A 22,417-nucleotide genomic window follows, 5' to 3' on the forward strand; every position below is an offset into this window, starting at 1 on the left:
GCTTGGGGCGGGTCCCTCAAGCCGGATCAGCCATATTGCGCCAGCATCGCGCGCAGGTGATCCAGTGTATCGGCCTGATCCACCGTCTTGTCCTGCCGCCAGCGCAGCATGCGGGGAAAGCGCAGGGCGATGCCGGACTTGTGGCGCGGGCTTTCCTGTATGCCCTCGAAGGCGATTTCGAAGACATGATGCGGCGTCACCTGCCGCACCGGGCCAAAGCGTTGCAGCGTGTTGCGCCGGACCCAGCGGGTGATCTGGGCGAATTCGGCATCGGTCAGCCCGGAATAGGCCTTTGTGAAGGGCACCAGTTCGTTGCCCTGCCAGACCGCGAAGGTGAAATCGGTGAACAGATTCGCGCGTCGCCCGTGTCCGGCCTGTGCATAGATCATCACCGCGTCCACGGTCAGCGGATCAAGCTTCCATTTCCACCAGTCCCCCCGCTTGCGCCCCACGTGATAGGGGCTGGCGCGGCGCTTGATCATCAGCCCTTCGGCCTTCATCTGGCGCGACTGCGCACGGGTCGCGGCAAGGCTGTCCCAGTCGGGGGCCGCGATCAGGGGCGAGGGGCGCAGAGGCGCATCGGTCGGCAGGCCGGACAGTATCCGGTCCATGGCGGCGCGGCGGTCCTGCAAGGGGGATGCGCGCAGGTCTTCGCCCCCCGCCTCAAGCAGGTCATAGGCCAGCAGGATCACCGGGGTTTCGGCCAGCAGCTTTTTCGGCACGGTCTTGCGCGTTATGCGTTTTTGCAAAGCGGCGAAGGGCAGGGGCGCCGTGCCGTCCCAGGCCACCAACTCGCCGTCCAGCACCGTGCCGCCGGGCAGATCACCGGCCAGACGCGCCAGTTCCGGGAAGCGGTCGGTCATCAGTTCCTCGCCGCGCGACCAGACATGCAGGGTGCCGCCGCGCGCGATGACCTGCGCGCGGATGCCGTCCCATTTCCATTCCGCCTGCCAGTCGGTGACGGGGCCAAGGGCAGCGAGGTCTTCGATCCCGTGGGCGAGGCAAAAGGGATAGGGGCGCGAAAGATCGGCAGCGGGATCATCGGCCTCGATCAGATCGGCAAAGCTGGTGGTGTCGGGCGACCAGTTGCCCATCAGGCGATGGGCCAGTTCCGCCTCGGGGCGGGCTGTTGCCTGGGCCAGCGCGCGGGTCATCAGCTTCTGGCTGACACCCATGCGAAACCCGCCGGTCAGGAGCTTGTTGAAGACCAGCCGCTCGGTGGTGTCGAGCCTGTCCCAAGCCGCAAGGACAGCCGATTTGCGTAGCTCATCATCTGAATCACCAAGGTCGCGCAAGTGATTGATCCAATGGGACAAGCTGTCATCCGCGCTGCCTGTCGCGGGGGGCAGCACAAGGGCGATGGTTTCCGCCAGATCGCCCACCACGGCGTAGGCATCCTCGAACAGCCACAGCGGGATGCCCGCCGCCTCGGCCGCCCAGTCGCGCAGCCGCGTGGTGGTGACGGCGCGTTTCGGGCGGCGGCCCGAAAAGATCGCGATGGTCCAGAGCTTGTCGTCATCCGGGGCGGTCGCGAAATAATCGGCCAGGGCGGCCACCTTGGCGCTGGTGCGCGTGGTCTGGTCGATGGCGGTGAAAAGGGCGGCAAAGCGTTTCATGCGGCATCGCCTGTGTCCGGGGTGTCGTCCCCGTCTTCGCCGCCATATTCGGTGGCCAGGACATGGGCGTCATGGCCGGTCTCGCGCAGGTAGCGCGTGAAGATCTCGGTGTAACCATGAGTCAGGTAAAGGGTTTCCGCGCCTGTCGCCTTGATCGCATCCAGCAGGCCGGTCCAGTCGGCATGGTCCGAGATCACGAAGCCACGGTCGGCGGCCCGTCTGCGCCGCACGCCACGCATCTGCATCCAGCCGCTGGCGAACCCGGTCGACAGTGGCCCGAACCGGCGCGCCCAGGGGCTGCCCAGAACGGCGGGCGGTGCCACGATCAGCGCGCCGGGATGGGCCTTGCGGTCCAGGTCGGGCGTGATGCGGATCGTGTCCGGCAGGGCCAGACCCTGCGCGCGCAGAACGGCATTGGTGTTTTCCACCGCCGCATGGGTCAGGATCGGGCCGATGGCAGGATCCAGCAGATGCAGCAGGCGCTGCGCCTTGCCCAGACTATAGGCCGCCAGCAGGCTGGCGCGACCCTGCGCGGCGTTCTCGGCCCACCAGCCGTTGATCTGTGCCGCCACCTCGGCCTGCGGCTGCCAGCGAAAGACCGGCAGGCCAAAGGTGCATTCCGAGATGAAGGTATGGCAGCGCACAGGCGCGAAGGCCTCGCAAAGGCCGTCCGGTTCGGTCTTGTAGTCGCCCGACACGACCCAGACCTGTCCCGCCACCTCGACCCGGATCTGCGCGGAGCCCGGCACATGGCCCGCAGGGTGAAAGCTGACGGATGCATCGCCGATCCGGCGGGTTTCGCCGTAGCGGATCGTATCGCCCGTGATGTCGCCCAGGCGGTGCCGCATCACCGGCATACAGGCATCCGTGCAAAGGTAGCGCCGATGGCCGGGGCGCGCATGATCGGCATGGGCATGGGTGATCAGCGCGCGATCCACCGGCCGCCAGGGGTCGATGAAGAAATCCCCCGCCGCGCAGTAAAGCCCGCGATCCGTCAATGTCAGCACCGGGGTCGCCATGCACCTGTCCCTGTTCCACGTCAGGCCAAGGGTAGGGCGCGGGGGGGGCCACGACCAGCCCCAAGCGGTCTTGCACATCGCGCGGTGCGGGCTAAGGTTCGCGCGCCATTCACGAGGAGGACACGGGCATGCGTTTTGTCAGATACGGAGAGAAGGGGGCCGAAAAGCCCGGTGTGCTGGATAGCGCGGGGCGTGTCCGTGACCTGTCGGGCGTGGTGCCCGATCTGGCGGGCGCCGTTCTGGCCGATCTGCCGCGCGTTGATCCCGAGACGCTGCCGCTGGTGCCGGGCAACCCGCGCCTTGGACCGCCGGTGGGGCAGGTGGGCAAATTCATCGGGATCGGGCTGAACTATGCCGATCACGCCGCCGAGGCGGGGATGGAGCCGCCGGCCATGCCGATCGTCTTCATGAAGGCCACATCCTCGATCTGCGGGCCGAACGATCCGGTCTACCTTCCGCGCAACGCGCAGAAAGGCGATTGGGAGGTGGAGCTGGGCGTCGTGATCGGCAAGACCGCCAAATATGTCAGCGAAGAACAGGCGCTGGATCACGTCGCGGGCTATTGCGTGGTCAACGACGTGTCCGAACGCGCCTTCCAGATGGAGCTTGTGGGCCAGTGGACCAAGGGCAAGAGCGCCGATACCTTCGGCCCTATCGGCCCGTGGCTGGTGACGCCGGACGAGGCGGGCGATCCGCAGAACCTTGATCTGTCGCTGGATCTGAACGGGGCGCGTGTGCAGACCGGAAACACCGACACGATGATCTTCACGGTGGCGCAGATCATCGCGCATCTGAGCGGGTTGATGAGCCTGCAACCGGGCGACGTGATCGCCACAGGCACGCCGCCGGGCGTGGGGATGGGCATGAAGCCGCCGCGTTTCCTGACCGAAGGCGATGTGATGGAGCTGCGCATCGCGGGACTGGGCGCGCAGCGGCAGGAGGTGCGGCGCGACGCCTGAGGGCGCCGCGTTTTTTCGCTTTAAATCAGGCCTTTGGCCGATCTGCGATAACTCCGGGGTGGGCCGTGAAATGCGCGGCCACCCCGTCGAAAACCTCGGCGCGGGTCTGGGGCGTGTCCATCAGCACCTCATGCTCGCCGCCCTGGATCATGACCAGCGTGCCGCCGGGCCAGCCGCTCATGCGGGCGGTGATCCTGTCGGGGCAGACGATCCGCTCTCGCGTGCCAAGCCAGGTCTGGCAGGGCGGCGGCGGGGCAGGCTGGCGCGCCAGATGCTCCATCTCGACAAGGGCCTCGTTCAGCCAGCGCAGGCTGGGCCCGCCAAGGGCCAGATCCGGGTAATTGGTCATCTGGCGCTGCATGTAGGCATACATGTCCCGGTCACGGGTCAGCGCGTTGTCATCGAAAGGCTCGGCCAGCACATAGGTTTCCGCCTTGGTGCCCGGTGCCAGCTGATGGCCGAAGCCCAGGCGTGAGCCGGCCCAGGACATCACCCAGGCCGCAGGGCGCGTGGCCGTGGCCATCTGGATGCCCCACATGGGGCCGGTAAAGGCGCAGGCGGCCACGGGCATGCCGTCGATCAGGGCGCGCAGGCCTATGCATCCGCCCATCGAATGGGCCAGCAGGTACCAGGGGCGCGGCAGGTCCAGCGCCTGTGCCGCTTCGACCATCGCGGCCACGTCATGCTGATAATCGGTGAATCGCCCCACATGCCCGGTGCGCCGGTCCGCCACCATGCGATCGGCCAGGCCTTGGCCGCGCCAGTCGATGGTCAGCGTGTCGAATCCGCGCCGCGCAAGATCGGCGGCGGCGCGGCCATATTTCTCGATGTATTCGGTGCGTCCGGGGAACAGAAAGACCGTGCCGCGCCCCGCCTGCTGCATGTCGCGGGGCCAGTGACCCACGCGAATCCGCAGCCCGTCGGCGGCGCGCAACCACCAGGCGCGCCCGCCGTCCGGCCCTTCGGCCGCATCATGGAAAAGCGGGGCGGCGTCCAAGGCTCAGCTCAGGACGGAACCAAGCTGCATGGCCATGCCCATGTCGCCATCCACGGCCAGCTTGCCGCTCATGAAGGCGGCGGTGGGGTTCATGTCGCCGGTCATCATCGCCTCGAAGGTTTCGGCGCTGGCGGTCAGGGTCACGTCAGCCTCTTCATCGGCCGCGCGTGCGCCGCTGGCATCGACCATCACGGCGCCTTCGCCTTCGATCACGAATTTCGCCGATCCGGCAAAGCCGCCGCTGCCCATCTTTTCGTTCAACGCGGCCACGGCCGCTGTAATCACATCGCTCATTCGCGTGGTCCTTTTTTCATGCGCGGGGGCTAACAATTCCCGCGTTGCGCGTTACACTCATATGTTATGAGCGTGTTCCTTCATAATCTCAAACGTGTCGTCGCGGCATTCGTCGCGATAGTCACGTTTTCCATACCCGTGCTGGGGCAGGGCGTGGCCGCGCCCCGTGCCGGTCTGGATGCGCTCTATGACCGGCTTATCAGCGCGACCGAGGCCGAAGCGACCGGGATCGAGCGTGAAATCCGTCTGGAGTGGCGCAAGACCGGCTCTGCGGCGATGGATCTGCTGCTGAAACGCGGGCGTGACGCGCTGGAGCGGGGCGATTTCGAAGCCGCTGTGGCACATCTGACCGCGCTGACGGATCATGCGCCCGACGTGGCCGAAGGCTACCATGCCCGTGCGCGTGCCTATTTCCGCATGGATCAGATCGGACCGGCCGTTGCCGACCTTGAACAGGCCCTTGCCCTTGATCCGCGCCATTACGAGGCTGCGCACGGCCTTGCCGTCGTGCTTGAGGAACTGGGCCGCCCGCAGCAGGCCTATGCCGCCTATCAGCTTGTACTTTCCATCCATCCCCATTACGACCCCGCCGCCGAGGCGGTGACGCGGCTCAAGCCGCAAGTCGAGGGTCTCAAACTCTGATCGGGGAACAGGCCCATGGGGCAGCCTTCACGGATCACGGCGGTCCTCGGGCCGACGAATACCGGCAAGACGCATTATGCCATCGAACGCATGCTGGGGCACCGGACGGGCATCATCGGCCTGCCGCTGCGACTGCTGGCGCGCGAGGTCTATGACAAGATCGTCGCGGCGCGCGGGCCTTCCGTGGTGGCGCTGGTCACCGGCGAGGAACGGATCGTGCCGCCACGCACCCAGTATTGGGTCTGTACGGTGGAAGCGATGCCCGAAGGCATGGGCGTCGATTTCCTGGCGGTGGACGAGATCCAGCTGTGCGCCGATCCCGAACGCGGCCATGTCTTCACCGACCGTCTGCTGCGCGCGCGCGGCCTGCACGAGACGCTGTTCCTGGGGTCCGACACCATGCGCGGCACCATCGCCGCGCTGGTCCCGCAGGCGCAGTTCATGCGCCGCGACCGGATGTCGCGCCTGACCTATGCAGGTTCGAAAAAGATAAGCCGTATGCCTGCAAGAAGCGCGATTGTTGGCTTTTCAGTTGATAATGTGTATGCGATTGCCGAACTGATCCGCCGCCAGAAAGGTGGTGCGGCGGTTGTCATGGGGGCGCTTTCCCCCCGCACACGCAACGCGCAGGTCGAACTTTATCAGAACGGTGACGTGGATTACCTTGTCGCCACCGATGCCATCGGCATGGGGCTGAACCTCGATATCAACCATGTCGCCTTTTCCTCGCTCACCAAGTTCGACGGGCGGCGGATGCGGCATCTTGCGCCGAACGAGCTGGCCCAGATCGCGGGCCGCGCCGGGCGCGGCATGTCCGACGGCACATTCGGTGTGACCGGCGAGGCGGAACCGCTGGATGACGAGGTGGCCGAAGCGATCATGGAGCATCGCTTTACCCCGATCCGCAAGCTGCAGTGGCGCAATCACGCGCTGCAATTCGGCAAGCTGGATGCGCTGATCGCCTCGCTCGAGGATGCGCCACAGGATGACTTGCTGGTGCGTGTGCGCGAGGCGGATGACCTGATGGCGCTCAAATCCCTGTCACAGGTCGCTGAGGTGCGCGCCCGCGCGTCCGATGCGGCCTCGGTCCGGCTGCTGTGGGATGTGTGCCGCATTCCAGATTTCCGGGGGATCAGCCACGCCGAACACGCGACCCTGCTGGAAGCGATCTTCAACTTCCTGCATCAGTCCGGCCGTGTCCCCGATGACTGGCTGGCGACACAGATCAAGCGGATCGATCGCACCGAGGGCGAGATTGACACATTATCGAAACGTCTGGCCTTTATCCGCACATGGACCTATGTCGCGCAGCGCAGCGGCTGGGTACGTGATGAAAGTCATTGGCGCGAGGCCACGCGCGCTGTAGAAGATCGTTTGTCGGATGCGCTTCATGCGTGGCTGACCCAGAGATTTGTGGACCGGCGCACATCCGTGTTGCTGCGGCGGCTCAAGCAGAAGGAGGCCCTTTTGGCCGAAGTGAACGACAAGGGTGAAGTGACCGTCGAAGGTGAATTCGTCGGCCGCCTCGAAGGGTTCCGGTTCCGTCAGGACCGTGACGCCACCGCGCAGGAGGCCAAGACGATCCGTCAGGCCAGCATTTCCGCGCTTGTGCCGCATTTCAATCTCAGGGCGGACCGTTTCTACAACGCGCCCGATACCGAGATCGATTTCACCGAACAGGGTGGCCTCATGTGGGGCGATCAGGCGGTGGGCAAGCTGGTGGCGGGGGCTGATCCCCTGAAACCGCAGGTCGCGGCCTTCGTCGATGACGAAGCCGGGCCCGACGTGGCGCAAAAGGTGCAACGCCGCCTGCAGCATTTCATCGATCGCAAGATCGCGGCATTGTTCGAGCCCCTGCTGGCGCTCAGCCGGGACGAGGCGCTGAACGGCCTTGCGCGCGGCTTTGCCTTCCGCATGGTCGAAAACCTGGGCATCCTGCCGCGCGCCAGCGTGGCCGATGAGGTCAAGGCCCTGGATCAGGACGCCCGTGGCGCGCTGCGCAAGCACGGCATCCGCTTTGGCCAGTTCACCGTTTTCATGCCGCTGCTGCTGAAACCCGCCCCCACGCGCCTGCGCCTGGTGCTGTGGTCGCTGGCGCGGGGCCTGGATGAATTCCCCGAAGCGCCGCCGCCGGGTCTGGTGACGGTGCCCGCGATAAAGGATGCGCACCCCGAGTTTCACATCATGTCGGGCTATCGCGCGGCAGGCGAGCGGGCGATTCGCATCGACATGCTGGAGCGTCTGGCGGACATGCTGCGCGCCGAGGACAGCCGCACCGGCTTCGAGGCGAAGGCCGACATGCTGTCGATCACCGGCATGACGCTGGATCAGTTCGCGGACCTGATGCAGGGGCTTGGCTACAAGGCCGAACGCGGCGAACGGGCCAAGGTCAAGGCGGTCGAGGCGTCCAAGGCCGATGCTCCGGTTGCCGCCGCGCCCGAAGATGCCGCAGCCGTCGCGACCGAGGAAAATGCCCCGGCGCCGACCGAACCCACGGCCGAGGCTGCAGCCGAACCGCAGGCGGAGGCAACTGCCGAACCCGTTGAAATGGAAGTCTTCTACAGCTTCACATGGGGCCGCAAGCCCCCCTCGCAGCAGGGCCGCCCCGGTGGGCGCGGTCGTCCGGCCCCGCAGGGTGCCGCCACTGCGCAACCGCAGGCCGACGGCGAGCCGCGCGCGGATCGTGGCGAACGTGGCGAGCGCAGCGGCAAGCCGCGTGGCAAGGGCAAACCCCGTGGGGATCAGCCCGGCCGCGATGCCCGTGGTCAGGACCGTGGCAAGGGCAGGGGCCGCGACGGCGACAAGCCGCAGCAGGGCGCCAAGACCTACGAGGCGCGCCCGCCGCGCGCTAAGGACCGGATCGACCCGGATAATCCCTTTGCGGCTGCCCTGATGGGGCTGCGCGACAAGACCTGACGCGGGCGCCCCTTGGACGCGCCTGCGGCACGGATGCGGATCGACAAATGGCTGTGGCATGCGCGGTTCTTCAAGACCCGCACGCTTGCCGCAGCCATCGTCAGCGCGGGCCATGTGCGCATCAACAGCGTGAAGGCTTCGAAACCCGCCCAGGGCATTGCGCCGGGGGATGTCCTGACCTTCATGCAGGGTGATCATGTGCGTGTCGTGCGGGTTCTGGCCCATGGCGTGCGGCGCGGACCGGCAACCGAAGCACAGACACTTTACGAAGACATGACCCCCGCGCGGGAGGATGTTCCATCCGTGCCGCAACCGCAGGACGGCGGACGCCCGACCAAGCGGGATCGTCGGATATTTGACCTTGATCGTCGTCGGATGCTTGAATGACGGCGACGCCTGTTCTAGCTAGGCCTGAAAGGGCCCGACACGGGCCGCAGATTTGAGAGACTGCCATGACTTACGTCGTCATCGACAATTGCATCGCCTGCAAATACACCGACTGTGTCGAGGTCTGCCCCGTGGACTGCTTCTACGAGGGGGAGAACATGCTGGTGATCCACCCTGACGAATGCATCGATTGCGGCGTCTGCGAACCGGAATGCCCTGCGGATGCGATCCGCCCCGATACCGAACCGGACATGGAGAAATGGGTCGAGTTCAACCGCAAATACTCGGAAAAGTGGCCGGTGATCATCTCGAAAAAGGATCCGCTGCCCGACTCCGAGGAACGCGACGGCGAGACCGGCAAGCTCGAGAAATACTTCTCCGAAGCACCCGGCGAAGGCGGCTGAACCCGGCGCGCGCGACCCGATTCGGCAGGGGTGACGCCGTGATGTCATCCACGCGGGCTGTCCGGCCCCGTCTCGAGCCTTGCAAGCCCCTGAAATACAAGGGATTCGATGCCCTGTAGCGGCCCGTGCATCGCGTCCTGCTTCCGTATGTGTAATTTTTGTGATATGATCTGCATACATGATGTAGATCCATGGCCCCCGTCCCGCCAAGCGCAGCCTGAGGACGGATTTTCTGTGAGACATGACCCGGTAATCGAGATTAGCGATAATCTCGGCCGTGATTTTGTCGCGCAGGGCCCAGGATCGCTGCGAGGAAAGATTGCATGAGCAAAACGAAGAAGTCCGAGTTTCGTCCCAATGATTACGTGGTCTATCCGGCCCATGGCGTGGGTCAGATCATCTCGATCGAAGAGCAGGAAATCGCGGGGATCGCGCTGGAACTGTTTGTGATCTCGTTCGAGAAGGACAAGATGACCCTGCGGGTGCCGACCAACAAGGCCACCGAGATCGGGATGCGGTCGCTGTCCAGCCCGGATGTCGTGTCCAAGGCGATGTCGACGCTGAAAGGCAAGGCCAAGGTCAAGCGGGCCATGTGGTCGCGCCGTGCGCAGGAGTACGAGCAGAAGATCAATTCGGGCGACCTGATCGCCATTGCCGAAGTGGTGCGCGACCTGCACCGCAACGACGATCAGCGCGAACAAAGCTATTCCGAGCGTCAGCTTTACGAGGCTGCGCTTGAGCGTCTGACCCGCGAAGTTGCCGCCGTCAGCGGTGGCGACGAGGTGATGGCCGCTAAGCAGGTTGACGAGGTGCTGGTGTCGCGCGCCGCGTGATCGCAGAGCTTGCGGCAGCAATGAAGCCGCGCCCTTCGGGGCGCGGTTTTTCTTTTGTCTCAGAGGCTTGCGAGCAGAAGCAGCAGTGAAATCTCGGCCATTTGCTGGGCCGCGCCAAGGATGTCGCCGGTCTGTCCGCCGATCTTGGCGCGGGCCAGCGCCCCGATGCCCCACCCGGCAACCGTGACCGCCAGCACCAGCGGAAGGGCCGCAAGACCCAGCGCCAGCAAGGCCAGAACCATCGCCACGGCGGCCGCCAGAACCGCCGTGTCGAAGGAAACGCGCCCGACCGAACGCGACAGACCGCCGTCGCGGGCCGGGGGCAGGGCATGCATCAGCGCGGGCATCACGGCGCGTGACAGGGCCCCTGCCGCGATCAGGGCGGGCAAGGCCAGCCCGGCCTCGAACAGCGTGCTCAGCGCCAGCCAGCGCAGGCCCAGCGACAGGATCAGCGCGATCACGCCATAGCTGCCGATATGGCTGTCCTTCATGATTTCAAGCCGCCGCTCGCGGGTCCAGCCCCCCCAGAACCCGTCAACCGTGTCGGCCAGACCGTCCTCGTGCATCGCGCCGGTCATCATCGCCATCAGCCCAAGGCACAGCCCCGCCGCCAGCGGCGCGGGCAAGCCCAGGGACATGGCCAGCAGCGCCGCCAGACCTGCGATGCCGCCAAGCAGCGCGCCCACCACCGGCCAGGCCCAGGCCGCCGCTGCGCCGCGCGCCAGGGCGGCCTCGGATGCGCGCACCGGCAGGCGTGTCAGCAGCACGAAACCTGCCACGATGTCGCCGGGCCGGGCAAGGTTGCTGTCGTTCTGCGGCATCAATGCGTCTCTCGCTGTCTTGCTCTTGGGGGTGCTTCGGTTAAACACGGGATCGCACCCCTGTTCAATGAGTGAGCGCATGACCCAGAGCCTTCCGACCCTCGACAGCCTGCGCGCCGCGCTGCGCGATCTGCCCGCCGCTGATGCCGCCGCGGTCCAAGCCGCCATGGCGCGCAACGGGCAGTTGACCAAACCCCCCGGCGCACTGGGCCGGCTGGAGGATCTGGCGATCTGGATGGCGGGCTGGCAGGGCACCGACCGCCCCCATGTCGATGCGCCGCAAGTCATTGTCTTTGCTGGCAACCACGGGGTGACAGCGCGGGGTGTGTCGGCCTTTCCGGCGGCCGTGACCGAACAGATGGTGCTGAATTTCCGCGCGGGGGGGGCTGCGATCAACCAGTTGGCGCGCACCTTTGGCGCGCGCATGGATGTGCATGCGCTGTCGCTGGACCGGCCCACGGCGGATTTCACGGCAGAGCCCGCGATGACAGAGGCAGAGCTGCTGGAGGCGATGCGCACCGGCTGGGATGCCGTCGATCCTGCCGCCGATCTGCTGGTGACGGGCGAGATGGGGATCGGCAACACTACCTCTGCGGCGGCGCTGGCCCATGCGATCTGTGGTGGCGCTGCAGCCGACTGGGTCGGGCGCGGGACTGGCGTCGATGATGCGGGGCTTGCCCTCAAGGCGCAGGTCGTGGCCGAAGGCGTCGCCCTGCACCCCCAGGCACGCACCGACGGGATCGCGGCGTTGCGCTGCCTTGGCGGGCGCGAACTGGCGGCGATGGCGGGGGCGATCCTGCGGGCGCGGCACCTGCGGATTCCCGTGCTGCTGGACGGGTTCATCTGCACCGCCGCTGCCGCCTGTCTGGACGCGGCACAGCCGGGTGCGCTGGATCACTGTCTTGCTGCCCATGTCAGCGCCGAATCCGGCCATGCGCCCTTGCTGGCGCATCTGGGCAAGGCACCGATCCTGTCACTGGGTCTGCGGCTGGGCGAGGGATCCGGGGCGGCGCTGGCGATCGGCGTGATCAAGGGCGCGGTCGCCTGTCATTCCGGCATGGCGACCTTTGCCGAAGCCGGCGTATCCGGGGCGTAAGCTGCCGGATCAGCCCGCCTCGGCGGGCCGATCCTGTTCCATCCGGGCCAGCAACTGGACCTCAAGCTCCTTGTTCAGCTCGCGCGCCCGCTTGATATAGGCGGTGTTCTGTTCGGCGGGCAGGTTCGGATCCCACAGTTCGGCCAATTGGCGCAGCGCGTCCCGGTCATGGTGGTAGAACACGGTTTCGGCCTGCGACGCCTCGTATTCCGTCAGGCCCATGTTCTCCAGCACGTAGCGGCCCGCGCGCAGCGAGCTGTCGAAAAGCTCGCGCACGATGTCATTGGCCCCTGCCTGGAACAGCTGGAACACATGGGTGCGGTCGCGCGCCCGCGCGATGATGTGCAGATCGGGGCGCTGCTGGCGGGCATAGGTCACCAGCCGGATGGCCGCGGCCGGATCGTCCAGCGCCACGACCAGCACGCGCGCCTTGTCCAGACCCGCGGCATGCAGCAGCTCGGGCCGGGTCGGATCGCCGAAGAAGCCGCGAAACCCGAAACGGCGCATCAGCTGGATCGTGGCGATGTCGTGGTCCAGCACCACCGTCTTGAAGCCGCTGGCCTGCACCAGACGGTTGACGATCTGCCCGAACCGCCCGATGCCCGCGATGATCACCGCGCCCTGTTCGGTGATCTCGTCCTCGGGGGTGGCGTCCCCCGCCTCGGTCAGGCGGCGTGACAGAAGGTCGTACAGGATGAACAGCAGCGGCGTGATCAGCATCGACAGGGCCACGACCAGCAACAGCTGATCGGCCAGATGGGGCGGCAGCACGTTCTGCTGCACCGAAAAGGACAGCAGCACGAAGCCGAATTCCCCCGCCTGCGCCAGCGACAGGGTGAACAGCCACTGATCGCGACCCTTCAGCTTGAAGGCCCGGCCCAGCCCGTAAAGGATCACGCCTTTCAGCAGGATCAGCCCCAGTGTCATCCCGATCAGCAGCAGCGGTTCGGCAAAAAGCATCCCGAAATTGATGCCGGCGCCCACCGTGATGAAGAACAGGCCCAGCAGCAGGCCCTTGAAGGGTTCGATATCGCTTTCCAGCTCGTGCCGGAATTCGCTGTTGGCCAGAACCACGCCCGCAAGGAAGGTGCCAAGCGCGGGCGACAGGCCCACCAGCATCATCAGAAAACCGATCCCCAGCACGATCAGCAGCGCCAGCGCGGTATACATCTCGCGCAGGTGGGCGTGATGGATGAACCGGAAAAGCGGCCGGATCAGGTAGATGCCCGCCAGGATGACCAGCGCCACCGCCCCCAGCGTGACCAGCGTGACACCCCAGCCGGGCAGCCCATCGACCAGCGACATGGAATGGCCGTGATCAGCCATGTCTGAGGGGCGCAGCACCTCGCCATTGGGGCCGACACGCGCCACCAGCGGCATCGCCAGCAACGGCATCAGCGCCAGCATCGGGATCACCGCGATATCCTGTGTCAGCAGGACCGAGAAGGCGGATCGCCCGCCGCCGGTCTGCATCAGCCCCTTTTCCGACAGGGTCTGCAACACGATCGCGGTCGAGGACAGCGCCAGCACCAGGCCCACGGCAAGGCCCATGCTCCAGTCGAGGCCAAAGCCCATGGCCGCCGCCATCACCGCGGCCGTTGTCAGCACGACCTGCGCGCCCCCCAGCCCCAGCAGCTTGTGGCGCATGTCCCACAGCGCGCGCGGCTCCAGCTCCAGCCCGATCAGGAACAGCATCATCACCACGCCGAATTCGGCAAAATGCTGCAAATCCTGAGTTTCCGTGCCCACAAGGCCTAGAACGGGACCGATCATGATCCCTGCGGCCAGATAGCCCAGCACCGACCCAAGCCCAAGGCGCGCGGCAATCGGTACGGCGATCACGGCGGCGGCAAGGTAGATCGAGGCCTGGTAGAGGAAGGTTTCCATCGCGGCTCCTTGGGGTTGGCGTCAGGTGGGCAGGGGGGCGTCCTGCTTGAACTGGTCCATCACGATCTGGCTTTGGACACGCGCCACGGCGGCATGGGGCAAAAGCACCTCGTGGATCAGCCGGTTCAGTGCGGGCAGGTCATCGCAATAGACACGCAACAGGTAATCCGCATCGCCGGTCAGGGTCCATGCCGAAATGATCGCAGGCTGGGTGGCGACCAGCCGGGCAAAGCTGCGCGACTGTTCGGGGCCATGGGTGGCCAGTTGCACCTGCACGAAGGCCTGCACATGCAGGCCCAGCTTCAGCGGGTCCAGCTTCGCGGCATAGGCGGTGATGTAACCCTCGCCCTCAAGCCTTTGGCGCCGCCGCCCGGCCTGGCTGGGCGACAGGTTCAGCACCTCGCCCAGTTCCTGCGCGGTCAGATGCGCGTTCTTCTGCAATGCGGCCAGCAGGCGTTTGTCGGTCTCGTCCAGCATATGCGCATTTCCCGCATGATATTTTGAAATACTGTCATTCTATCGCGAAAATCGAAAAACATAAGCCTCCAAATGCGCAAATATCCGGTTTGCATGCGCGTATGATGGTGCCAACGCAACAGGACAGCCAACAGCCAACAGGAGACATCGCCATGGGTCCTTTCCCGCATGACGCCCCGCAAGCCATCATCTCGGCGCAGAACCCGGCCGGCACCGACGGGTTCGAATTCGTCGAATTCGCGCATCCCCAGCCCGAAGAGCTGCGCGATCTCTTCGCCAGGATGGGCTACACGCTGACCGGCCGCCACAAGACCAAGGATATCGAGCTGTGGCAGCAGGGCGATATCACCTATATCCTGAATGCCGAACCGGGGTCGATGGCGACGCGCTTCGTCGAAGAGCACGGGCCCTGCGCGCCCTCGATGGGGTGGCGCGTGGTGGATGCGCAAAAGGCCCTGGCGCATGCGGTGTCGAAGGGGGCGGTGGAATATACCGGCGCCGACAAGACGCTGGACGTGCCGGCCATCGTGGGGATCGGCGGATCGCTGATCTATTTCATCGACCGGTATCACGACACCAGCCCCTATAACCGCGAATTCGACTGGCTGACGCAGTTCAAGCCGGAAGGCGTGGGGTTCTATTACCTCGATCACCTGACCCACAATGTCTACAAGGGCAACATGGACAAGTGGTTCGGCTTCTACAGTTCCATCTTCAATTTCCGCGAGATCCGGTTCTTCGACATCGAGGGCAAGTACACGGGCCTGTTCAGCCGCGCGCTGACCTCGCCTTGCGGGCGGATCCGCATCCCGATCAACGAGGATCGGGGCGAGACGGGGCAGATCGTGTCCTACCTCAAGAAATACAAGGGCGAGGGGATCCAGCATATCGCGGTGGGGACCGAGCGGCTGTATGACGCGACGGACGAGATCTTCGATCGCGGCATCCGCTTCATGCCGGCGCCGCCTGCGGCCTATTACGACCTCAGCAAGACGCGGGTGCAGGGGCATGAGGAGCCGCTGGAGCGGATGGCGAAGCACGGCATCCTGATCGACGGGGAAGGCGTGGTGGATGGCGGCGAGACGAAGATCCTGCTGCAGATCTTTTCCAAGACGGTGATCGGGCCGATCTTCTTCGAGTTCATCCAGCGCAAGGGGGATGACGGGTTCGGCGAGGGGAACTTCAAGGCGCTGTTCGAGTCGATCGAACAGGAGCAGATCAACGCCGGCGAAATCGCGGCGGAGTAAGCCGGGCCCGGACGGACGCCCACGCCCCCGCATCGCCGGGGGCGTTTTGCTGTCCTGGGGGGGGCGTCCCACGATGGGACATTTTCCGAAGCCAATGATATCAATGGGTTGGGCGGGGGTGTTTGCTGTTTTTTAAGGGGTTTGACTGTGGTTTCGTGTTGTTGAAGGGCGTTACCTATGCAGGCCAAAAGCTACGACGGCGCACGTTGGGTATGGGAACCATCTGGCGGTCCGCATAGAAAGTTTGATTAAGGTTGCACTATCAAATCGAGTTTATAGAGGTGACTTCAAATCACGAAAAGTTGCCGAGCGTGTCTCGTTCCATACGTTTGACTTCTCGCCAAACTGAGGCACTGAAGATTCGCTTAATCTCGGCATCGGTTTTCGAAGCCATATTTCGAAATCGCCCCGGTGCAAGGAGTTCAAGGTGTTGTTCCATCTCTTCCCGAGTGTAATTCGCAAAATCCGGGAAGTAGGTGCTGTCACGATGATTGTACTTGGCTTGGTGATAAGCCTTGATAAGTCTCTTGATACGTCCGGCTGCTGCCTCGCCAAATCGCGATACCACGGCAGCTCGGATTTGAGTGTCCATTTTTGCTAATAGTGCAAGATCATCAATCTGCGAAAAGTAGAAAATCCAACCAAGGTTTGTGCCAGAAATCCTGCACCCTGTTATGCGTAGATTGACGCGCCAAAGTGCTCGTTCGGGAGCCTCAGGCCGCGCCCCAAAAATTATCTCCATGATACTGGACATGAGTTTCTTCTCGGTCGCGGTGCGAACAGAGATTCTTTCTTTGCTGATTTCATATCCCAAATAATTTACGCTGGCGTTTGGTTCTGAAATCAGAGATTTCCCTTTACCCAAAGGGTGACAGACAAGTTTCTTCTCTCTTTTTAGTCGCTTGATGACTTCTGGAAAGTCTGAAAAACCTGCCGGTTTCAGTGTGATGTGGTAGGCTGCGGGCATCGATCGAAGGAGACCGTGTTCATGCCCAAACAGCCCGCCATTCCCGGCCTTTGCGACGCGATGAAGAAGAAGATCACACGGCGCGAGCAGTTTCTGGCAGAGATGGATGCGGTGGTTCCGTGGGGGCGGCTGCTTGCGCTGATCGCGCCACATTACCCGAAGGTTGGGCCGAAGGGCGGGCGGCCTCCGATGCCGCTGGAGACGATGCTGCGCATTTACTTCCTACAGAATTGGTACGCCCTGAGCGACCCGATGGCCGAAGAGACGCTGTATGACAGTGAAGCGATGCGCCGCTTCGCTGGGATCGAACTGGGCTATGACCGCATCCCCGACGAGACCACCATCCTCAACTGCCGGCATCTTCTTGAGCGTCACGGGCTGACCGAGGTGATCTTCGCCGAAGTGAACGCGCATCTGGCAGACAAGGGGATCACGCTGCGCTCTGGCACGCTGGTGGATGCCACGATTATCGATGCGCCGTCTTCGACCAAGAACCAGGCCAGGGCGCGGGACCCCGAGATGTCTTCGACAAAGAAGGGCAATGACTGGTATTTTGGCATGAAGGCCCATGTCGGTGTCGACGTGGACAGCGGCACTGTCCACAGCCTAGAGGCCACGACCGCAAAGGTGCATGACAGCCGGGTCTGGGATGAACTGCTCCATGGCGAAGAGAAGTCGGTCTGGGCCGACAAGGGCTATGTCAGCGCCGAGCGCGAGGCTGCGTTCAGCAAGGATGGCAAGGTCTGGGGTGTGATGCGCAAGGCGCCCAAGGGCGGCAAGCTCGACCCCATCGACGAGGAGATCAACCGGATCATCGCCATGGTGCGCGCCAAGGTCGAACATCCCTTCCGGGTCATCAAGCGGCAGTTCGGTCACATGAAAACGCGGTATCGCGGTTTGGCAAAGAACCGGGCCCATCTGTTCACACTGTTCGCGCTCGGCAACCTGTTCCTCGTCCGACGACGGCTACTGGCATGAGGACGAGTCTGTCGGAAATCGGCATCAACGCCGCTCAGGCGGCTCAAACAGCGCCAAAATCACTGGAAACGGTGCTTGTCTGGCCCCATAGTGCCCTCAAGCGGCAATATCGGCGCAGCCGAGGCCGTTGATCAGACTTTCCTTCTGCTGCAACGTCCTTGGCTTCCGACGCGGTTGCTATGCACAAGATATCATCAACGTATCGGTGATAGCTTACACCGAGCAGGGATCCAAATCTGTCATCAATCGACTTGAGATAAATGGAGGACAAAAGGTTGGAAATACTTAAGCCTTGGGGTATTCCTAATTCGTTGGTGGACTGAGAGGCAACGGTAGCGCCAGTGGGAGTTTTCAGCGCGTCTTCTATCAATTTCAATGGATTCTCGCTTCTTATACGTCTTCTTAAATTTCGCATAAGAATTTCATGATCTACTTCATCGTAAAATGAGCGGATATCCAACTTTATGAAACGATCATCACTGACCATATTACCGATAGCAGCAAGGACCGAACTAATTACTGGATGAGCATGTTGCGGCCGACAGTCGGGAAAAATACTAGTTAGGAAGTTATTCAGCGCGCGTAGCGCGACCCTATCTCGCAGTGTCGGTATCGAAACCTGTCTTGGTGGGCTTTCAGCATTCTTCAGTATCAACTTCTGTCGGTACGGAGAGAATTTGTATCTTCCAGCTAGAGCACGCTGGGAAATTAGACCGACTTCTTGATCACGGCATTGTAAAAAGCGCTCATAGCTTGTTCCATCCACGCCGCGTGCCACACCCTCTTTCAGATGCAGGTCCACGATCTCTTGCAAGCTAGGCTCCGAAAAATGCCTAGAGAATTCCACTGTGGAGCTCAAATTCATGGCTGCTGATTCAAAATGCTCGTGAAGTCAATGCCATATTTCACCAAAAAGAATGGCGTAATCGAAAAGACTACCAGCAATACTCGAGACAGTGCCCAGCTGAGAGCATATGAAAGGCGCCGCCACCATCCGATACGGACCTTTTTTCCATCTGGTGACATAAGACTTTGTTCGTCCTCAAAAATGTCACTTATTGCTAAACGCATATAGTCGCCGGTTGTATGGTTTGGGTGATGTCCCAGTACTTTAATGTAAGCCTCTTCGAGTTTATGTGGATCAGTTTCTGCGCTCCCACGCAACTTTTGTAACGAGAGATAGCAAGATCTGTGGTTTGCGGCAGTTTCACCGAACTTAAAACCGAAAATTAGTAACGAAAGGCAAAGCGTCGTGATAGACGTGAAACTCAAAATGCTTTCACTAAACCGAACGTACTGTGCATCTCCTACTACCGAGATGCAGATTGACGCCAACGCGAACAAGGCAAGAACAATGTGGAAATAAATTTCAAGAAAGCGACTGCGCTTCTCAGCGTTCATATGGCAACGCTCAGTTATCCAAATGCGGTCGTGAAGTTTGTCTAGCTTTGTTGGTTCTGTCATGTGCTTTTGGGTGTGCGGACGTAATTTTTCATGGTTCTTGATCCTCTTTCGAAGATGGGCGCCATATTGCAAGCGCCAGACTTTCGCCTGTTACTTACAAAGGCCGCAAAAGCAGCCGAGCACGAAGCTCACGCCCGCACACAATACGACTAACCTATTATCTCGCGCATTGCTACTAAAAATTGTATGCTGCTAAAGAATGATGCCGCAATAATTTTGACGTTTGTTGATCTAACCCGTTTTGCTCTTTTGGTTGGCAGTTCAATTTCTGCATGCTAAGTGTAAAGTATTAGGACTTATTCTAGCTATTAGCGGCGAGCAGCCGCAAAATTCTTTTCATTAAAGGCGGATGTATGTAGTTGCTTCGCCCAAGCTATTCCTAACATCCTCTGATATGGTTTCCCTTAATGCATGCTGTCCTCCCCCCATCACCCGTTCGGCATGGTCAGGACGATCGCGCGGTTGTTCTTGACGTAGCTCAGCTCGTTTTCGCCGATGGCGCGGACCTGGCCTCCGTCGAGGCGGTCTCCGACCTGGACTTTCTGGTAGCGGCCGTTGGACAGGCGCACCAGCGCGCGGCGGTTGGAGGGCTGGCCATAGACGCCGATCAGGTTGACCTGTCGCAGGTTGATCGCGCCCCGCACCGTCGCCTGTTGCGCGACCGAGGCGGATGACGGGATTTGCGGCGCCGCGTTGCGCTGCGGCGCCAGTGCGGCGGCTGATGCGACCTGCTGTCGCGACGATCCCGCGCTGTCAGTGTTCGTGGTCAGGTCGCGCGGGCGGGCCAGCGGCTTGAGCGAGGAGGCGATGGCCTGATCGGTGCCTGTGTCCTGTGCATCGGCCTCGTCCGCCTCGACCTCGGCCTGATCAGCCTCGCGCAGGGCAAGGGCCACCGCCGCCAGCGTTTCGGGGCGCGCGCGCGGGCGCAGGCCGGCCAGTTCGCTGCGGCTGAGCCCCCCCAGCGTGGCGCGTTCATTGCTTTCGATCAGCGTGTCGGGACGCAGGCGGGGGCGCACCCCGGCCAGATCGGGTTCGGGCTGGGCATTCGCCTGGGGTGTCTGCGCGAACCGGGTGGGAATGCCCGGCGGCGTCAGCGGGGGACGCCCGGTATAGACGATCACGCCTTCGGGTGTTTCGGCGCCTTCGGGTGTGGCGATCACGAGGCCGCGTGCGTCCAGATCGAATTGCTTGCCCGGTGCGGCGGGGTTCGATTGCGCCTCGGGGCGCACATCGCTGAGGGCGCGGCGGATATCGGGCAGGGCGACCGCGTCGAGGTTCTGCAGGCTGCTGTCGATCGAGGCGAGGTAGAGCGTGTCGAGCGATTGCGACACCGGCGCCTCGGGCTGGTCGGGCGCGATCTGCCAGATCCCCGTCGCGGCATAGGAGGAGAGCGCGGCCTGTCGCGCCTCCTGCGTGGAAGGGGGCGGCAGCTGTGCCAGGTCCGACGGCAGATCGCCGGTGGGCAGCGGGGTGGGCGTGTCGCTGGCGGCGGGCGCGTTCGTGGTCGCGTTCGTGGTCGCGGTCTCTGGCGCCGGCGCGGTGGCGGTTTCGGCCTCCGGCAGGGCCGCGGGCGGGGGCTGCCGGATGTCCTCTGCCATTGCCACGGGTTCGGCGGGCGTTGGCGCTGCCCTGTCCGGGGTAGCTGTCGCCTCGGCGATGTCTGGCGTGGTCTGTCCGAAGAAGCCACGCAGGCCGCTGTCGCTGAACATCGCGGACCATGCGCCGACTGCCGCGAGGAAAAGCACGAGGATGCCCGTCAGCACGACGCCGAGATAGCGCGGCTTGCCGCCGATGGCCGCGGCCTCGACCTCGGGTTTGCGCGCGCCGAAGACGGTGAGCCTTTGGCGTTCGCTATGGGTGGGTTTGACCTTGGTGCGGGCGGCCTTGCGGGGGCTGGCGGGCGTGGTTTCCGCTTCGGCCTCGGGATCGGGTGCGCCCTTGCGGGCCAATCGCGCCAGCAGCGCGCCTGTCAGACCGGCGGCCGTATCGTCTTGCGTCGCAGGCTCAGGCGCGGGGGGCGAGATGAAGGGGGCAGGTGTCAGGGCGGCGGCATTGTCCGCGTCCTGAGCGCCGCCGTCTTTCCTGGCCACAAGGGGCGGGGTCGGGCGCGGTGGCGGCGCGTCCTCTTCTGTTTCGGTGTCCGTTGCGCCCCACAGATCGCCGGGCAGGCCCGTCCATCCCTCTGCGTTCAGTTCGGGCAGCGGGGGCAGTTCCGCCACGATGGGTTTCCTGGCGGTCAGGGGGGGCTCGGTACGGTCGCGCCGGGTGGAGAACCGGGGCAGGGGGGGCGCGTCTTCGGGCGCCGCACCCTGGTCGCTGACGGTGGCGACCGGATCAACGGTGGCGGGCTGATCCGGCGCTTGCGCCGTGGTGAGCGCGTCGTCGTCTGGCGCGTCCGTGTCCGCCGCGAGGGCTTCTGCCACCTCGGGCGCGGGAGGTTCGATCAGGGAGAAGCGGCTGGGCTGCGCCTCGGGCGCCCCTGGTGCGACGGGGGCGTCACGGGTGAGCTGCGGGTCAGGCGCGACCGCTTCTGCGGGCGCGGTGTCGGCGACAGGTGCCGGTTCGTTGATTTCGGCTGTTGCGGGGGCCGCGCGCGTTTCGTCTGGCACATCGGTCGGCACATCGGTCGGCAGATCGACTGGCGTCTCGACTGGCACATCGGCGGGGGTTGGGCGTTCCGCAGGACCGATGATCCGGATGGCATGGGTGTCGCGCAGCAGCCGGTCACCGGGGCGGATCAGCGTCGCGGCCTCGGGTGTCAGGCCGAAGAACGGCTCTCCGGGGAAGGTGTCGGCCGGGGGGATGGCGACATAGCTGACGGGGGCAAACCCGTGTTCGGTGGCAAAGCTTGACGCCTCGTCCAGCGTTTCCAGGGCCACGGCCGCCACATGCAGCTGATCCCCGACGCTGACCCAGTCGAACCGCAGGTCGGCCACGTCATAGGGCGTGGCCCCATCGAGGCTGGCCGCGACATGGGCCGCCATATCGGTGCCGCGCGCAGGGGCGGGCAACGTCAGGTAGCGAATCTGTTCGTTCGGAATGACCAGCTTGCTGCGCAGGCCTTCGCTGTCCAGCTGGGTCGCGGTGCGCCGCAGAACGGCCAGCGCCGGGGCCAGATCGGACGTGTCCAGCGCCACCTCGCCCACCATATGCCAGCCAACCGGGGCGCGGTTAAGCAGCCCGATGCCGTCAAAGGACAGGACAAGTGCAAAATTCGGTTTCATTCACGCCTGACTATCATTCGGAAAGAGCGACGGGGAGTCCTTGCCGCTCTGGACCGAGTTTTACAGCAGCTTCTTGCCGAGGGGAAGAAAAACACCCCTGAGGAGAGCGGCGCCCTCTTGGTCGCATGGCATGGCTGGTGCAAGCTGGATCACGGGACCCGTGGCCCGGGTTCGTGACGTGAAAGGACA

At 63.8% G+C, this 22,417-nt stretch carries 20 protein-coding genes; 9 read left to right on the forward strand and 11 right to left on the reverse strand.

Annotation, left to right across the window (positions count from 1 at the left end; all coding sequences use genetic code 11):
- Nucleotides 1-26: 26 nt before the first annotated feature.
- Nucleotides 27-1,616 carry an ATP-dependent DNA ligase gene (locus tag ACMUJL_RS18300; protein WP_416914381.1) on the reverse strand — a complete coding sequence of 530 codons (1,590 nt, stop codon included), beginning with the start codon at nucleotides 1,614-1,616 and terminating at the stop codon, nucleotides 27-29.
- Nucleotides 1,613-2,635 (reverse strand): ligase-associated DNA damage response exonuclease, encoded by a 1,023-nt coding sequence (locus ACMUJL_RS18305; protein ID WP_375571900.1) that lies wholly within the window; start codon nucleotides 2,633-2,635, stop codon nucleotides 1,613-1,615. Before ACMUJL_RS18305 ends, ACMUJL_RS18300 begins: the two co-directional genes overlap by 4 nt.
- A 128-nt stretch (nucleotides 2,636-2,763) precedes the next feature.
- Between ACMUJL_RS18305 and ACMUJL_RS18310 the strand changes: the two genes are divergently transcribed.
- Nucleotides 2,764-3,594, forward strand: a complete 831-nt coding sequence (locus ACMUJL_RS18310; protein WP_375571898.1) for a fumarylacetoacetate hydrolase family protein — start codon at nucleotides 2,764-2,766, stop codon at nucleotides 3,592-3,594.
- 25 nt (nucleotides 3,595-3,619) lie between these two features.
- On the opposite strand, the gene ACMUJL_RS18315 is transcribed toward ACMUJL_RS18310, so the two are convergent.
- Nucleotides 3,620-4,591: an alpha/beta fold hydrolase gene (locus ACMUJL_RS18315; RefSeq protein WP_375571896.1), complete on the reverse strand. Its 972-nt coding sequence runs from the start codon at nucleotides 4,589-4,591 to the stop codon at nucleotides 3,620-3,622.
- A 3-nt stretch (nucleotides 4,592-4,594) separates the two neighbouring features.
- Entirely contained in the window at nucleotides 4,595-4,885 is a 291-nt protein-coding gene (locus ACMUJL_RS18320) for an SCP2 sterol-binding domain-containing protein (protein WP_068286882.1), read from the reverse strand.
- Nucleotides 4,886-4,951: 66 nt separating this feature from the next.
- Between ACMUJL_RS18320 and ACMUJL_RS18325 the strand changes: the two genes are divergently transcribed.
- The 5 genes from ACMUJL_RS18325 (at nucleotide 4,952) to ACMUJL_RS18345 (ending at nucleotide 10,067) form a co-directional block, all read left to right on the forward strand.
- Nucleotides 4,952-5,527: a tetratricopeptide repeat protein gene (locus tag ACMUJL_RS18325; RefSeq protein WP_068286879.1), complete on the forward strand. Its 576-nt coding sequence runs from the start codon at nucleotides 4,952-4,954 to the stop codon at nucleotides 5,525-5,527.
- 15 nt (nucleotides 5,528-5,542) lie between these two features.
- Complete coding sequence (locus tag ACMUJL_RS18330; protein WP_416914382.1) at nucleotides 5,543-8,443, forward strand: helicase-related protein; 2,901 nt, start codon at nucleotides 5,543-5,545, stop codon at nucleotides 8,441-8,443.
- Nucleotides 8,444-8,476: 33 nt separating this feature from the next.
- A complete protein-coding gene (locus ACMUJL_RS18335; RefSeq protein ID WP_068287076.1) occupies nucleotides 8,477-8,830 on the forward strand; it encodes an RNA-binding S4 domain-containing protein in 354 nt (117 codons plus the stop codon).
- Between the two features lie 65 nt (nucleotides 8,831-8,895).
- A complete protein-coding gene (gene fdxA, locus ACMUJL_RS18340) occupies nucleotides 8,896-9,234 on the forward strand; it encodes a ferredoxin FdxA (protein ID WP_068286873.1) in 339 nt (112 codons plus the stop codon).
- Nucleotides 9,235-9,557: 323 nt separating this feature from the next.
- Nucleotides 9,558-10,067 (forward strand): CarD family transcriptional regulator, encoded by a 510-nt coding sequence (locus ACMUJL_RS18345; RefSeq protein ID WP_068286869.1) that lies wholly within the window; start codon nucleotides 9,558-9,560, stop codon nucleotides 10,065-10,067.
- Between the two features lie 59 nt (nucleotides 10,068-10,126).
- On the opposite strand, the gene cobS is transcribed toward ACMUJL_RS18345, so the two are convergent.
- A complete protein-coding gene (gene cobS, locus ACMUJL_RS18350; RefSeq protein WP_375571891.1) occupies nucleotides 10,127-10,888 on the reverse strand; it encodes an adenosylcobinamide-GDP ribazoletransferase in 762 nt (253 codons plus the stop codon).
- Nucleotides 10,889-10,967: 79 nt separating this feature from the next.
- On the opposite strand from cobS, the gene cobT reads away from it, so the two are divergent.
- Nucleotides 10,968-11,984, forward strand: coding sequence for a nicotinate-nucleotide--dimethylbenzimidazole phosphoribosyltransferase (cobT, locus tag ACMUJL_RS18355; protein WP_375571889.1), 1,017 nt, complete (start codon nucleotides 10,968-10,970; stop codon nucleotides 11,982-11,984).
- Between the two features lie 9 nt (nucleotides 11,985-11,993).
- On the opposite strand, the gene ACMUJL_RS18360 is transcribed toward cobT, so the two are convergent.
- Complete coding sequence (locus ACMUJL_RS18360) at nucleotides 11,994-13,871, reverse strand: monovalent cation:proton antiporter-2 (CPA2) family protein (protein ID WP_375571887.1); 1,878 nt, start codon at nucleotides 13,869-13,871, stop codon at nucleotides 11,994-11,996.
- 21 nt (nucleotides 13,872-13,892) lie between these two features.
- Nucleotides 13,893-14,348: an Lrp/AsnC family transcriptional regulator gene (locus ACMUJL_RS18365; protein ID WP_068286862.1), complete on the reverse strand. Its 456-nt coding sequence runs from the start codon at nucleotides 14,346-14,348 to the stop codon at nucleotides 13,893-13,895.
- 152 nt (nucleotides 14,349-14,500) lie between these two features.
- Between ACMUJL_RS18365 and hppD the strand changes: the two genes are divergently transcribed.
- A complete protein-coding gene (gene hppD, locus ACMUJL_RS18370; protein WP_375571885.1) occupies nucleotides 14,501-15,595 on the forward strand; it encodes a 4-hydroxyphenylpyruvate dioxygenase in 1,095 nt (364 codons plus the stop codon).
- A gap of 292 nt (nucleotides 15,596-15,887) precedes the next feature.
- Here hppD and ACMUJL_RS18375 read toward each other — a convergent pair whose 3' ends face one another.
- Nucleotides 15,888-16,562 (reverse strand): hypothetical protein, encoded by a 675-nt coding sequence (locus ACMUJL_RS18375; protein WP_375571883.1) that lies wholly within the window; start codon nucleotides 16,560-16,562, stop codon nucleotides 15,888-15,890.
- Between the two features lie 21 nt (nucleotides 16,563-16,583).
- Here ACMUJL_RS18375 and ACMUJL_RS18380 point away from each other — a divergent pair, with 21 nt between their 5' ends.
- A complete protein-coding gene (locus tag ACMUJL_RS18380; protein WP_375568772.1) occupies nucleotides 16,584-17,540 on the forward strand; it encodes an IS5 family transposase in 957 nt (318 codons plus the stop codon).
- A 43-nt stretch (nucleotides 17,541-17,583) separates the two neighbouring features.
- Here the strand turns inward: ACMUJL_RS18380 and ACMUJL_RS18385 are convergent, their stop codons facing one another.
- The 3 genes from ACMUJL_RS18385 to ACMUJL_RS18395 all read right to left on the reverse strand — a co-directional run bounded on the left by ACMUJL_RS18385 (nucleotide 17,584) and on the right by ACMUJL_RS18395 (nucleotide 22,228).
- Nucleotides 17,584-18,342: a reverse transcriptase domain-containing protein gene (locus tag ACMUJL_RS18385; protein WP_375571881.1), complete on the reverse strand. Its 759-nt coding sequence runs from the start codon at nucleotides 18,340-18,342 to the stop codon at nucleotides 17,584-17,586.
- Nucleotides 18,343-18,401: 59 nt separating this feature from the next.
- Nucleotides 18,402-19,004: an SLATT domain-containing protein gene (locus tag ACMUJL_RS18390; RefSeq protein WP_375571879.1), complete on the reverse strand. Its 603-nt coding sequence runs from the start codon at nucleotides 19,002-19,004 to the stop codon at nucleotides 18,402-18,404.
- A gap of 428 nt (nucleotides 19,005-19,432) precedes the next feature.
- Nucleotides 19,433-22,228, reverse strand: coding sequence for a hypothetical protein (locus ACMUJL_RS18395; protein WP_375571877.1), 2,796 nt, complete (start codon nucleotides 22,226-22,228; stop codon nucleotides 19,433-19,435).
- Nucleotides 22,229-22,417 lie beyond the last annotated feature (189 nt).

Source organism: Seohaeicola sp., from assembly GCF_048006315.1.
In the GTDB taxonomy this organism is placed as follows: Bacteria; Pseudomonadota; Alphaproteobacteria; order Rhodobacterales; family Rhodobacteraceae; genus Seohaeicola.

Bases quoted from the DNA above. Each gene is read 5' to 3' on its own strand.
- ACMUJL_RS18300 (WP_416914381.1), bottom strand. From the start codon at position 1,616: ATGAAACGCTTTGCCGCCCTTTTCACCGCCATCGACCAGACCACGCGC.
- ACMUJL_RS18305 (WP_375571900.1), bottom strand. From the start codon at position 2,635: ATGGCGACCCCGGTGCTGACATTGACGGATCGCGGGCTTTACTGCGCG.
- ACMUJL_RS18310 (WP_375571898.1), top strand. From the start codon at position 2,764: ATGCGTTTTGTCAGATACGGAGAGAAGGGGGCCGAAAAGCCCGGTGTG.
- ACMUJL_RS18320 (WP_068286882.1), bottom strand. From the start codon at position 4,885: ATGAGCGATGTGATTACAGCGGCCGTGGCCGCGTTGAACGAAAAGATG.
- ACMUJL_RS18325 (WP_068286879.1), top strand. From the start codon at position 4,952: ATGAGCGTGTTCCTTCATAATCTCAAACGTGTCGTCGCGGCATTCGTC.
- ACMUJL_RS18330 (WP_416914382.1), top strand. From the start codon at position 5,543: ATGGGGCAGCCTTCACGGATCACGGCGGTCCTCGGGCCGACGAATACC.
- ACMUJL_RS18335 (WP_068287076.1), top strand. From the start codon at position 8,477: ATGCGGATCGACAAATGGCTGTGGCATGCGCGGTTCTTCAAGACCCGC.
- fdxA (WP_068286873.1), top strand. From the start codon at position 8,896: ATGACTTACGTCGTCATCGACAATTGCATCGCCTGCAAATACACCGAC.
- ACMUJL_RS18345 (WP_068286869.1), top strand. From the start codon at position 9,558: ATGAGCAAAACGAAGAAGTCCGAGTTTCGTCCCAATGATTACGTGGTC.
- cobS (WP_375571891.1), bottom strand. From the start codon at position 10,888: ATGCCGCAGAACGACAGCAACCTTGCCCGGCCCGGCGACATCGTGGCA.
- cobT (WP_375571889.1), top strand. From the start codon at position 10,968: ATGACCCAGAGCCTTCCGACCCTCGACAGCCTGCGCGCCGCGCTGCGC.
- ACMUJL_RS18360 (WP_375571887.1), bottom strand. From the start codon at position 13,871: ATGGAAACCTTCCTCTACCAGGCCTCGATCTACCTTGCCGCCGCCGTG.
- ACMUJL_RS18365 (WP_068286862.1), bottom strand. From the start codon at position 14,348: ATGCTGGACGAGACCGACAAACGCCTGCTGGCCGCATTGCAGAAGAAC.
- hppD (WP_375571885.1), top strand. From the start codon at position 14,501: ATGGGTCCTTTCCCGCATGACGCCCCGCAAGCCATCATCTCGGCGCAG.
- ACMUJL_RS18375 (WP_375571883.1), bottom strand. From the start codon at position 16,562: ATGCCCGCAGCCTACCACATCACACTGAAACCGGCAGGTTTTTCAGAC.
- ACMUJL_RS18380 (WP_375568772.1), top strand. From the start codon at position 16,584: ATGCCCAAACAGCCCGCCATTCCCGGCCTTTGCGACGCGATGAAGAAG.
- ACMUJL_RS18390 (WP_375571879.1), bottom strand. From the start codon at position 19,004: ATGACAGAACCAACAAAGCTAGACAAACTTCACGACCGCATTTGGATA.
- ACMUJL_RS18395 (WP_375571877.1), bottom strand. From the start codon at position 22,228: ATGAAACCGAATTTTGCACTTGTCCTGTCCTTTGACGGCATCGGGCTG.